The organism is Ignavibacteria bacterium (genome assembly GCA_025612375.1).
In the GTDB taxonomy this organism is placed as follows: domain Bacteria; phylum Bacteroidota; class Ignavibacteria; order Ignavibacteriales; family SURF-24; genus JAAXKN01.
Window position 1 is genome coordinate 39,031 of record JAAXKN010000007.1, and the last position, 12,803, is coordinate 51,833.

A 12,803-nucleotide genomic window follows, 5' to 3' on the forward strand; every position below is an offset into this window, starting at 1 on the left:
TAGTAATTAATTCAGCGTATCTTAATCAATTTACTTAAAACACTTATTCAGACTGTTTTACGAACTCCGGCAGCATAATCCTGCTTATTTCAACTGTTTTTCCCGTTTCTGAATCAATCTTCAGAAAAAGTCCGCAGAGATGGAGGTCATTTTCCGCGGTCTGGTATTTCTGCGGCGTCTGATAGAGGAAGCGGTTTATTGCGGCTTCGGTTTTCATGCCGATTACAGAGTCATAAGGCCCCGTCATCCCGACGTCGGTGATATAGCCTGTTCCCTTGGGCAGAATGCGTTCATCGGAGGTCTGTATGTGCGTGTGAGTCCCAACAAATCCGCTTATCTTCCCGTCAATATAGTTTGCCAGTGCAATTTTCTCTGCCGTTGCCTCGGCGTGAAAATCCACGATAATTACTTTCGTCTCCTGCTTTATTTTCTCAATTGCCCAGTCGGCCGTTCTGAACGGGCAGTCGATAGTAGCCATAAATGCACGTCCCTGCAGATTAAGCACCCCAATTTTCCCCTTTGGGGTGTCTGCAATATAGTACCCGCGTCCAAAAGTCCCTCTGGGATAATTCTGGGGACGGATGTAACGCTCCTCTGTCTTAAGATAGTCCTGCGACTGGTGTTTATCCCAGGTATGGTTGCCCCCGGTAATTACGCCGGCACCCATCTCAAAAAGCGCTTTCCCCTCTTTATCCGTGCATCCTTTTCCGTCGGATGCATTCTCTCCGTTTATAATAATAAAATCAGCTTTGTATTTTTTTTCCAGTCCGGGCAGCCATGTTCTTACCATATCCATGCCCGGCTTTCCAATGATGTCGCCGATAAAAAGTATGTTAATAAGAGCCATAATTCCAATATATTTGATTACAGAATAGTTGTTTTTCCTGCTTTTCCGCTAAATAAGAAAAGTTTAATAAGTTATAATACTAAATTTATTGCTGGGATTCCTGAAAATATTCGGATTTATTGACCAGGACGCCTTAAATACTTTCGCGGGTATAAATAATTGTACAATTTTGTATCGTCTTTAATTATTATATTTGAACCTAAAATTCAGATTTTTAGTGATGTCGCCCAAAAACCTAACAGATATACCCTTTGAGAATGCAGAATTCTGCGTCGTTGACGTTGAAACTACAGGCATGAGCCCATCTACCTGCCGCATTATTGAAGTCGGTATGGTCAGGATCAGAAAGCTCAAGATAGTTGAGACTTACCAGACGTTTGTCAATCCCGGAATGGAAATACCGTATTTTATTACGACCCTGACCGGAATTTCAAATTCCGACGTTTACGACGCCCCGTATTTTGACGAAATAGCCAACCGTGTCAAGGAATTCATGGACGACAGCATTTTAATCGGCCATAACCTGCAGTTTGACGTTTCTTTCCTCAGGCGTGCCTTTGAGGACTGCGGAAGCGAAAAATTTGCCAATCCCCTTTTGTGCACGCTGAAGCTGGCAAGGAAGATGTATCCCGAACTTTCCAGTAAGTCGCTCTCGTCAGTGATAAAACACCTTAAAATTCGCAATAAGAACGTCCACAGGGCACTTTCAGATGCCACGGCGACTGGTAAGGTGCTCCTTAAGATGATAAAGGAACTGAAGGCAAAGGAAGGCTATAAAACCGCGGCGGAAATTATAGATTTCCAGAGCTCGCCTTTTAAGGAACCGGACTACATGCTTACAAAGAAAAAGCTGGCCAGTGACGTTGCAAGGCTTCCCGATCTTCCGGGAGTATATTTCTTCAAGAACTCCAAAGAGGAAATTATTTACGTCGGCAAGGCCAAAAGCCTGAAGACCAGGGTCAAGCACTATTTTTCAAGTACTGCCCCGTCAAAAAGCAGGAAGATAGTGCGTCAGGCCGAGCGCCTGGGCTTTATGACAACAAATTCCGAACTAACGGCGCTCATTGCCGAAAGCGAACTGATAAAGATTCATAACCCGGTTCATAATGTTCTCTTAAAGAAGTTCGGAAACAATTTTTTCCTTAAAGTGCTAAGGCAGGATGAGTACCCGAAGGTTGAGATGGCGCGCAGGTTTGATTTTGACGGGGATGATTATTTCGGTCCTTACACGAACAAGGACTCGGTTAAGAACATGGTGAAGCTTGTTCATAGCACTTTTCAGTTAAGGGAATGTTCCGACCGGGAGTTTAACAAGCACAGGGGCTGCTATCTTACACAGATCTACCGCTGCGTTGCCCCGTGCATGAAGGATTTTGACCCGGCTGAATACGAAAAAGAGCTGGATAAAGTATATGAATTCTTATCAGGTAAGAACCAGTATGCCTTAGACAGCCTCATTGCAAAGATGAAGTATTTTTCAGAAAAGCAGAGGTTTGAGGAAGCCTCGGAGACTAGGGATTTAATTAACCTCGTCCTGGCGCAGATCCACAAGACATCGATTTTATCTGAACCCGTAAACTCAACAAAGGTCCTGATCGAGGTAAGGACGACGGGCAAAAAGGATTTTGTTCTGCTACTTTCGGGCAGGATATATATCAAAGATTACATTGTTGGAGACGATGACCATTTTGACGAAGCACTTGACGACTATTTTGACAACACTATAAATTACCATATGGAAGCCGACAGGCGTGATTTGGACAAAATAAAAATTGCCCTAAACTGGCTCATCCGAAACAGGAACAATGTACGTGTATTTTACCTGAAAGACTTCCAGAGCAAACACGAGCTTTTCAAGCACATCCAGTCCGGCTTGACAGGCAAGATCAAGCGCCCCTCAAAAGGATACCAGCTGAAAGATTTCATGCAGTAAGCCCATTTTCCATTTAATTTTCCCCATAAAAGAGTCCTGGAAGGATCAGCCGCGGCTGATTTGTAGCCCGGCGGTGACAAACCCCCAAGGGGTGCCGGAACCCCGGGAACCAAATCCCCCACCACCCCGGAGCTCCGGAGGAGCGGAATATAATTAGGTGAATAATTGAGAAAAGACAACAGGCGTAGAAAAGACAATAGGCGTGGTGTCGTCTATTTACAAGTCGCCTCGTCCGAGGCTCTATGGGAATTTGGGGACCATTTTTTCCTACAGACAAGTTGCCTCTCCGAGGCTCTTTGGGAAATAAATTCCTTTCATCAGGGACAACAGACAATGAACTGTTAACGCAGTTTTTAAAATAGATGTGCCAGGCTTTGCCTGGCACGGGAATCAATTGCAAATGTAAGAGGTTTTATTTCTTTGCAGCCAGATGCCACTCGCTCGACTTTTCAAGGATGTCCTTGATGCGGTTTACAAGCTTGTGCGGATCATTCAAGTAGCCTTCAAGAAGAAGTGAAGACTCATATAGCTGCTCTGTTACCTGCTTAATGTATTCATCTGAGGGATCCTGAGTGTATATCTTCAGCAGATTCCTAATCAGCTTGTGATCCTTGTTGACTTCAAATACCTTCTTCGGAATGGAGGCGTCCTTGTTAACCATGTGCATTATCTTTTCCATCTGACTGGTCATCTGCCCCGATGGATTTGCAAGAACTGAGGGGCTTTCACTCAGCCTTTCTGACACCCTGACCTCTGTTACACGGTCACCTAAAATTTCCTTCATGTACTTTAAGAGATCCTGGAACTTCTTGTCTTCACCTTCGGTAAGCGGCTCTTGCACCGTTTCCTTGCTTTCTTTATTCTCAAACTTCTCAAGCTCTTTGGGATCTGCGTGCTCAACAGACTTCAATGAAAAGTCCTTGTATTTGTAAAGCGAATCCATGACAAATTCATCAATCGGATCATAAAGGTAAAGCACCTCAAGCCCCTTGTTCTTAAAGATCTCCAGGTGCGGATCGGCACTTATGGCTTCCCTTGAAGCTCCCGATGCATAATAGATTTCCTTCTGACCGGGTTTCATTCGGGCCGCATAATCCGCAAGTGAGATCAGTTCGTCCGCATCCTTGCATGCTGAAGAGTTAAATCTTAATAGCTCGGCAAACTTCTCACGGTTAGAGTAGTCGCTGTAGCCCAAACGGAAAATCTTGCTGTGCTCTTTCCAGAACTGGTTGTATTTTTCCACATCATCTTTTGCCATCTTGCTTAAGTGAGTGAGCACCTGTCCTGTTATGCTCGTGGAGATTTTATTAAATATTACGTTCTCCTGCAGAGTCTCCCTTGAAATGTTAAGCGGAAGATCCTCGCTGTCTACAACACCCTTTACAAACCCGAGGTACTCAGGAAGTATGTCTTTATTCTGATGCTGGATCATTACGCGCCTTACATAAAGATCCAGACCGTACTCGTGACGGCTGAAGCCGAAGAGATCCATATTCTTCTTCGGAATATAAAGAAGGCTGTTAAACTGGATCGGGGCGTCAACCGATGTATGGATTATATCCAGCGGCTCCTCAACGTCGTAGCTTAAGTATTTATAGAACTCATTATACTGCTCTTTTGTAACCGATGACTTCGGCTCCCTCCAGATGGCAGTCAGTGTATTTATTCTTTCTTTTTCAAGATAGATCGGGAAAGTGATGAAGTTGGAGTGCGTTTTAATAATCGTTTCCAGGCGGTACTTCTCTGCAAACTCATATGCGTCTTCCCTTAAGTGAATTTCAATTGTTGTGCCGCGCTTTAAGTCCTCATCTATCTGCTCAATGTCATATGATCCAAGCCCGTCGGAGGTCCACTTCATTGCGGGCTCACCCGGCTTAAATGACTTTGTCTTTAATTCGACTTCTGAGGCCACCATAAAAACTGAATAAAACCCAACGCCGAACTTACCTATGATGTTCGATACGTCCTTATTTGCGTCAGTTACTTTCTTTAAGAACTCAGCCGAACCGGAGCGGGCAATTGTGCCTATATTGCTTATAATTTCTTCTTTTGTCATGCCAATTCCGGTATCGGAAATGGTGATGGTGTGTTTATCCTTGTCAAAAGAGATATTAATCTCCAGCGGAAGATCGCTGTCCTGAACGTCTGTTCCTGAAATCGACTCGAACCTCAGCTTGTCAAGTGCATCCGATGCGTTCGAAATAAGCTCCCTCAGGAAAATATCCCTGTTTGTATACAAAGAATGCACAAGAATATTTAATAGCTGCTTTACCTCTGCCTTAAATTCATAGTGATTAGCTGCCGTATTTTCAACTGCCATTTTTTACTTACCTCCTTTTAGTATAAATGTAAGATATTTTGTGCAATATTTTTTAAACATACAAAATTTTCTGTTTCTTTTTCAATTTGCTGAAACAGGATATGCTGATCGATATTGGCCAATCTGTAAGCTTATTTGGTATAACAGATAAAGCCAAAAAAAACGAAGGTTACATAGATAATGATACTGGTATAAGAAAGCCTGCTCTTAAAGGTTCCAGTCAGACCGCTTTAAGACAGACCACACAACAAATCCTGCAGCCAGAATTATAAGTCCGTAGTAAAACAAATTCAACAGTGACCTTGAAGTGAAAACAACTTTGGCACGGTATCCTCTCCAGCCGCATTCTTTGCAGCGGTAAAGGCCATATGGTGAAACTTTCTTTACAATTTCTTCTTTAATATTCCTCGTTCTTGATCTGTGGAGCACGCCGGTTTTTCTGCAGCTCGGGCATCTGTCGAATGTTGGATTCTTAAAGTTAAAAATTGCAAGATTTTTCATATTAAAAGTCTTAAAGTTACCAAAATAGTTAATTCAGTTCCAAAGGCCTTCATTTGGAAGACAAAAATACCATAATTTTTTAAAATATAAAACCCCCGGTGAGCAAAATTGCTCACCGGGGGTAAATTTATGCTCTACTTCTTTTTACTAGTGGTGCGTCAGAAGGTGCGAATAAACGTCGTTGTTACTTGCCACTCCAAGAGCCGCAAGAAACTGCTTATCGCTCTTCAGATTCTCTTTTATCCTTCCGGTCGACCCGTCATACCGCGAAGCAAGCTCGCTTCTTATGGAGCTGATCATTTCAGACTTATGTTCTTTAAGTTCATACTGCTTCATTTCCTTAAACCTGCCCTTCAATGCAGAAAGCTGGTCAATGAGCTGCCTGTTATAGTTCTCTTTTTCGGATGAAGCAATCAGCCCGTTAAGCTGTTTTTCTGTAGCAGGAACGTAATCGAACTTTTCTTTTTTCAGAAAATCCATAAAGGTCAAATAAAGCACGTCCGGATTCATCCTGAAATAATCTGCCTTACTGTGCATATTTGAATATTCGGTTGCAAACTTGAAGAACAGCCCCCTTGAAGAAAGCTCGTTTACAACATTTGACTGCGAGTCGCTCGCAACAACAGTATCGGGCTTAATCCCTCCGTAGGCTATAACGGTCCTGTTATGATCGGTCTTGTAGCTCCTCTGAACGTCTGAATCGGGATTTGAAAATACCTTATTGTTTTTGGAGTAGTCAATTTTCTGTATGCAGCGGCCGCTCGGCGTATAATACTTTGCAGTCGTAATTTTAAGCGATGTGTTGTACGACAAGGGAATTACAGTCTGCACGAGCCCTTTTCCAAATGAGTCGGTTCCAAGGATTACACCCCTGTCGTGATCCTGTATTGCTGCCGCCACAATTTCCGAGGCCGAGGCCGAGCCGCTGTCAATTAAAACCACCAGGTTGGAATTGCCGTATACGGGCTCTTCTGTTGACTTATAGCTCTTAAAGTTTGAGCTGTCGCGCCCCTTAATCGTAACTATTAGCTGATTTTGCTTTAAGAATTTCTCACAGACGTCAACAGCCGCGTCCAGAAGCCCTCCCGGGTTTCCCCTTAGATCCAGTATAACGGAATTAACTGATTTTTTACTCTTTAAGGATACGAGGCTTTTCTGGACCTCCTCGCCTGCCGTTCTCGTAAAGCCCGTTAGCTTCAGGTAGACGTTATTGCTGTTTTCGGGCACAAAATCGGCAAATGTAACGTTTTTAATTTTCACTTCCTCGCGCAGCAGGTTAAATGTCAGCTGATCGGTGCCGTCCCTTAAAATTAAGAGCTGGACTTCCGTTCCGGGATCACCTTTAACGAGCGAGGAAATATCGTCAAAGTTATCCTTTGTAATTTCCTGGTTATTTATCTTTGTAATCACATCGCCAATTCTTAAACCCTGGCGCTGGGCAGAATACCCGTCAATAATATCCACAATTGTAACTTTCTCGTTTCTCAGGCCGATTGACACGCCTATTCCCCCGTACTTTCCGCTGGTAAGAAGATCTATATCTCCTTTCCTTTTTTCATCAATAAACGTAGTGTAGGGGTCGAGTGCCGAAAGCATTCCGGTTATTCCCGACAGCATAAATTCCTCAGGGTTCAGCTCATCAACATAGTTGAAGGAAACCTCCTTATACACCTTCCCGAAAACGTCTATGCTCCTGGAGATCTGGAAGTATATGTCGGCATCCCCTTTAAAAAATCCCGAAAAAATTACTACCGCTGCCGGTATTGACAGTATTCTCACCCATTTCCACATCTTATCCTGCTCCTTTCATCTCTTCAACCTTTGTTACTTCTTTTATGATTCTCTCGTGAATTTCCTCAATAGACATGAGGCCGTCAATTCTGATAAAGCGCTTTTCCCTCTCCGATAAATAAATATAACCCTGGCGGACCCTTTCATAAAAGCCATTTTTTGAGACTTCTATTCTGTCCAGTTCCTCAGAATTCCTGGCAGATTTTCTTCTGTCCGACTCTTCGACGGGAATGTCAATAAAGAATGTTAAATCCGGTACCGTGTCACCGATTGCAAACTGCGTAATTGTGTCCACAAACTCCAGTGGGATTGACCTGCCGAAACCCTGGTAAGCCGTTGTAGAATCATGGAACCTATCAGATATTACGTAATAATTCATAGTTAAAAAAGGACGAATTATTTCTCTGACTACTTGCGCGCGGGCAGCCGAGAAGAGAAGGATCTCTGTTTCAATGAACATCCTGTCATTTTTTTTGTCCAGCAGCACATCCCTGATCTTTTCTGAAATGACTGTCCCTCCGGGCTCCCTTATAATTTTTACGTTTTTATTCTTCTTTACGAGGTATTCTTCAAGCAAAGCTACCTGTGTGGATTTCCCGCAGAAATCAATTCCTTCGAATGTAATAAACATAGATTAGTACTTTTTAATTATATATTGTAATTGGTTTGGTTTTTTATCAATAACTGTAATGTAATCAGGGACCTTTATCTCGGGCTCAATTATCCCGAGTGTATCCTTAATTACCTGATTGTAATCAACGAAAGGATGCACGTCCTCACTTTTGAGTTTGCCCAGTATATTAATGCCGCCCCTGAGGACAACTGTAATGCTGTTTGGAAAGACCACCAGATCCTCACCCCTCGGCGTATTTCTTACTTCAACTTCAAGGTTTTCGAAAGCCTTGTCCACAATCTTCTGTACGTCAAAGCGGATTACACAGCTGCCGGTCGAATAGCTGAGGCCCGGTATATTTTTCAGATCTACCCTCTCCAGAACTTTATCATCCAGACTCTTAAATATCCTGCTTACAGTAGGAACAGCTTCAAGGCTGTTTACAATACTCCCGGGACCGTAAACAACAACCGAATCGGGAATAACTTTTATGCCTGATACAAGCCCAAAATCCGCCTTGAAATTCATGCTCAGTTCAGGCCTGATCTTAAGCTTTCTTTCCGTAATCTTCTCCATGCTGACAGAAAGAAGATCAGGGTAAAGGTCAAAGAGCTGAATTCCCGAAGAAAGCCACGTGTTTTCACCCAGGGCGTTTCTAAGATTTATAGTTTTCGACTGGCTGTCCAGCCCGGCAGAAACAAAGTACTCGAGGTTGTTGCTTAAGATGAGTGAAGCCAGTCGCCACCCTTCCCCTTTTATTCTTAAATTCACTTCGTTAATAGACATCCTGGAGACCGCATATCCCTTGGGAAGATTGGTCAGGCGCACAGGGACTTTTAGTGTAGTGTAGTAAGAATTGGAAAGAGTAACAGAACCCCACAGTATAAAAGAAAATAAAACGGCTAAAACTATAGAGAATACTTTTTTATTTACTTTCGGCATCGGTTTTCTTTAGAATAATTCAATAGTAAGTGTGCAAAAAATGGAAAACACTGATTATTATTACAATAATAATCAATAAAAGACTGGCAGTAAATATAATTTCAAATAAAAATAAAAAACTCCACAATAATTGTGGAGTTCTTAAATAAATTACTGAACACTAAAAACTATTTGAGCTTTTTGAAGTGATCGAGAAGAACCTGTTTGTTGGCCTTTGAGATCTCCCGCCCTTTTATAGGGAACTGGCTAAGCCCCCTGGCAAGACTCCTCAACCTGTGAACATTCATCTGTTCCAGCTCTTCGAAGCTGATCGACTGAATGTCCATAATCTCAACTCCGCCGTTTTCTTCGGCTTCATCGTCCGGGTCGTCACCCGAGGGTTCATCGCTTTCTTTGGAAGGCTCAAAACCGCCATCAGCCTCAGAAATGACTGCAGTATCTTTAGCGGAGTCTTCAGACTCAGAAGGTCTAAGGGAATTATCGTATAAAATACTATCCAGCTGATCGTCAGGACGGGGTATAATATGCACCGAGACAAGCTGTCCTACCCTCTGTGCAGCAGCAGCACCTGCATCCAGGGCAGATCTGACGGCTGCAACTTCTCCTGTTATCTTTATAGTAACAAGAGCAGCTGTAATTTTTTCCTTACTGATAACTCTAACATCTGCTGCCTTAGCCATAGCATCGGCAGCTTCAATTGCTCCAACAAGTCCTTTTGTTTCAATAAGGCCAAGTGCTAGCTGCATATGTTTTAAACTTTTGGTCTTTTAGGAAGGATAAGCTCCACGTCGCTGTGAGGACGCGGAATGACATGCACGGACACCAGCTCGCCTACTCTCTGAGCTGCAGCAGCTCCGGCATCTGTAGCTGCCTTAACGGCACCAACATCACCTCTTACCATAACAGTAACATAACCGCCGCCGATTGTCTCTTTGCCGATTAATTCTACCTTGGCTGCCTTTACCATGGCATCAGCAGCTTCAACTGCACCAACCAAACCTTTGGTTTCTATCATTCCAAGTGCATCAAGTGTCATAAAGTGCTCCTAATTTCGTTTATTTGTAGCATCGAAAATAATTTATAAAGGAATAAATGTCAAGAAGCCAGATAGCCTAATTTCTGAATCCCTGTAATTCACCCCTTTTTCGGATTTTCATCCAGATAATCCTGCAAAATTATGGACGCGGCATTTTTATCCAGAAGTCCTTTATCCCTTCTTTTCTTTTTACTTTTTACACTTTCAATTATGCGCTCTTTGGCAATGGCTGATGTGTATCTTTCGTCTCTTAATATAACCGGGAGCTTTGCCAGGCCTTCAAGTTCCGTCTTAAACTTCTCTACGGCTTCGGTAACGTCTGTCTTCATGCCGTTTTCCTTTAACGGGTAGCCTAAAAGTATCAGGCTCACACTGTTTTCCTTTATGATAGAAAGAAGGTTCGTCCTGAAATTCCGGTCGTTCAATATTGTCTTAAACGGGTATGCAAATATTCTTAAAGGATCGCAAAGGGCAAGGCCTACTCTTTTTTCGCCATAGTCAATTGCCATTATCCTCTCTTCACCCGGGGAATTGAAATCCATAAAACTCTTACTTTGTTAACAGTTACAGCTTAGAAATTACAGCTTAGACAAGATTTGTACTGTCAAAGCGCTCGACAGTATAAATCCCCTTGTTCTTCTTTAGCCTTTCAATTATCCTGGAAAGGTGATCCAGGTTCTTCACGTAAAGCGTTATTGTGCCCTTAAACATGGAGTTGTTGGCAACAATGTTTACAGACTTAATATTTGTGTTCTGATAAGATGTAATGCTGTGAGAGATATCTTTTAATATGCCGGGTACATCCTCACCAACAATTGTAAGCCCTGCAACAAAAAGGTTGCTGTCCACAGTCGGCCACTGCACAGGTACAAGCCTGTTTTCCCCTTTTTTTACAATATTTATCAGGTCGTCACAAGTCTTTCTGTGTATCTTGATCCCCTCGCCGATTGTAATGTATCCCACTATCGGATCTCCCGGAATCGGGTTGCAGCATTTGGCAAAACTGTACATCACGTTTTCACTCTTGCCGTCGACAAGAATTCCTCCGAGGTCCGTTCTTGCTATGTTGGCAAAGCTGTCAAATTCCATTTCGGAGATCGATTCCTTGGCTTCCTTATCCTTCTTTGGAGCAAGGACTTCATCCAGGTTTACCTTTTCCTGTGCAATTGCCTTAAAAAGCTGCCCTGAGCCGTCATATTTCAGGCTCTTTGCCAGCTTTATCGTGTCGTCAGCGCTGAAAGAGAGCTTCAGCTTCTTTACTTTCTTCTCCCAGAGCTCTTTGCCCGACTGCACGAGCTGCTCTTCTTCCTTGTTGATCCACCTTCTTATTGCAGCCTTGGCCTTGTGGGTTGTAACAAACATTGCCCAGCTCCTGTTAGGGTGCTGGTTCTTGGAGGTAATAATCTCAAGCTGGTCGCCGCTGTGCAGAATTGTATCCAGAGGAACAATCTTGCCGTTAACCTTGGCACCAATGCAGTGATAACCCACCTTGCTGTGGATTTCAAAGGCAAAGTCCACTGGAGTGGAGTTAACAGGAAGCCTTCTTAAATCCCCTTTCGGTGTAAAAACATAAATTTCATCCTGGTATAGGTTCAGCTTAAAGCTGGCAAGAATTTCCTTGCTTGCTTCATCTTTTGATGCGTTCTCAAAAACGTCCCTTATCCAGTTAACCCATTCTTCCAGCTCGGAATCGGAGGTAAACTTGTTTTCCTTGTACTTCCAGTGAGCCGCCACACCTTTTTCAGCTACTTCGTGCATTTTTCGCGTGCGGATCTGCACTTCAACAAGCTTGCCCTCGGGACCGATTACAGTTGTATGAATTGACTGGTAGTTATTTGTCTTTGGTATGGAAACATAATCCTTAAAGCGGTCGGGTACAGGAATATATATCTGGTTTATAATACCAAGCACATAATAGCATTCATTTGAATCGTTAGATTCAAGAATAATTCTAACTGCAAAAAGGTCGTAGATTTCCTCAAAAGGCTTGTTCCTTTTTATCATCTTCCTGTAGATGCTGTAAAGGTGTTTCGGGCGCCCTGATACTTCGAACTTTAAGCCGTGCTCTTTCAGCTTCTCCATTATAGGAGTATTAAACCTGTTTATGTAATTTTCCCTTTCGCGCCTTTTATTCTTTATTTTGCGCGCCAGGTCGTCGTAGGCTTCCTTATTCAGGTACTTAAAAGACAGGTCTTCCAGTTCCCACTTAACGCGGGCAAGACCAAACCTGTGTGCAAAGGGAGCGTAGATTTCAAGAGTTTCCCTGGCAATTCTCCTCTGCTTTTCAGGATTTACAAATTCCAGCGTGCGCATATTGTGCAGGCGGTCGGCAAACTTAACAAGTATTACCCTTACGTCCTTTACCATTGAAAGGAGCATCTTGCGGTAATTCTCTGCCTGTGTTATGTCCTGCCCTTTAAAGACCCCGCCCATTTTTGTAACGCCGTCCACAATTTCGGCAACTTCTTTACCGAATTCCTTGGCAATAAAGGAGATATCAATGTCGGTATCTTCCACAACGTCGTGCAGAAGCGCGCTTATGACCGAAATATCGTCTAGAGGAATCTCCTTTGCCACAATCATGGCAACTTCGTAAGGATGGTTAAAATATGGCTCTCCCGATGCCCTGAAGTCGTTTTTATGGGCCTCATAGCTGAGCTCAAATGCCTTTTTCAGCATTGCCTCATCCACGCTCGGAAGATTATGCTTGCAGGTCTCCAGCAGATCTTCAAAAATCCGTTTGTTTTTAGTAACTCCTAATGCCATATTTATCCTAAATTCAAGCTTAATTTACAGGTTATTTTGTCAAAATCAACTGCT

Annotated in this window: 11 protein-coding genes; 1 reads left to right on the plus strand and 10 read right to left on the minus strand. The window is 43.1% G+C overall.

The features are described 5' to 3' along the window. Positions 1-43: 43 nt before the first annotated feature. A complete protein-coding gene (locus tag HF312_06945) occupies positions 44-838 on the minus strand; it encodes a TIGR00282 family metallophosphoesterase (GenBank protein MCU7519939.1) in 795 nt (264 codons plus the stop codon). A 229-nt stretch (positions 839-1,067) separates the two neighbouring features. Here HF312_06945 and HF312_06950 point away from each other — a divergent pair, with 229 nt between their 5' ends. Beyond that, positions 1,068-2,780: a GIY-YIG nuclease family protein gene (locus HF312_06950; protein ID MCU7519940.1), complete on the plus strand. Its 1,713-nt coding sequence runs from the start codon at positions 1,068-1,070 to the stop codon at positions 2,778-2,780. Between the two features lie 412 nt (positions 2,781-3,192). On the opposite strand, the gene htpG is transcribed toward HF312_06950, so the two are convergent. From htpG to HF312_06995, 9 genes are all read right to left on the minus strand, one after another. Then, positions 3,193-5,100, minus strand: coding sequence for a molecular chaperone HtpG (gene htpG / locus HF312_06955; GenBank protein MCU7519941.1), 1,908 nt, complete (start codon positions 5,098-5,100; stop codon positions 3,193-3,195). 207 nt (positions 5,101-5,307) lie between these two features. Next, the gene (locus HF312_06960; GenBank protein MCU7519942.1) at positions 5,308-5,601 is read right to left on the minus strand and encodes a hypothetical protein; all 294 of its coding nucleotides are present in this window, start codon (positions 5,599-5,601) and stop codon (positions 5,308-5,310) included. A gap of 147 nt (positions 5,602-5,748) precedes the next feature. Next, a complete protein-coding gene (locus HF312_06965) occupies positions 5,749-7,392 on the minus strand; it encodes a S41 family peptidase (GenBank protein ID MCU7519943.1) in 1,644 nt (547 codons plus the stop codon). Between the two features lies 1 nt (position 7,393). Then, the gene (gene tmk, locus HF312_06970) at positions 7,394-8,023 is read right to left on the minus strand and encodes a dTMP kinase (GenBank protein ID MCU7519944.1); all 630 of its coding nucleotides are present in this window, start codon (positions 8,021-8,023) and stop codon (positions 7,394-7,396) included. 3 nt (positions 8,024-8,026) lie between these two features. Continuing rightward, positions 8,027-8,947 (minus strand): hypothetical protein, encoded by a 921-nt coding sequence (locus tag HF312_06975; GenBank protein MCU7519945.1) that lies wholly within the window; start codon positions 8,945-8,947, stop codon positions 8,027-8,029. Positions 8,948-9,114: 167 nt separating this feature from the next. Then, positions 9,115-9,693: a BMC domain-containing protein gene (locus HF312_06980; GenBank protein MCU7519946.1), complete on the minus strand. Its 579-nt coding sequence runs from the start codon at positions 9,691-9,693 to the stop codon at positions 9,115-9,117. 5 nt (positions 9,694-9,698) lie between these two features. Then, entirely contained in the window at positions 9,699-9,983 is a 285-nt protein-coding gene (gene eutM / locus HF312_06985) for an ethanolamine utilization microcompartment protein EutM (GenBank protein ID MCU7519947.1), read from the minus strand. A 98-nt stretch (positions 9,984-10,081) separates the two neighbouring features. Beyond that, a complete protein-coding gene (gene ruvX / locus HF312_06990; GenBank protein ID MCU7519948.1) occupies positions 10,082-10,525 on the minus strand; it encodes a Holliday junction resolvase RuvX in 444 nt (147 codons plus the stop codon). A 43-nt stretch (positions 10,526-10,568) separates the two neighbouring features. Continuing rightward, positions 10,569-12,749 (minus strand): bifunctional (p)ppGpp synthetase/guanosine-3',5'-bis(diphosphate) 3'-pyrophosphohydrolase, encoded by a 2,181-nt coding sequence (locus HF312_06995; GenBank protein MCU7519949.1) that lies wholly within the window; start codon positions 12,747-12,749, stop codon positions 10,569-10,571. Positions 12,750-12,803 lie beyond the last annotated feature (54 nt).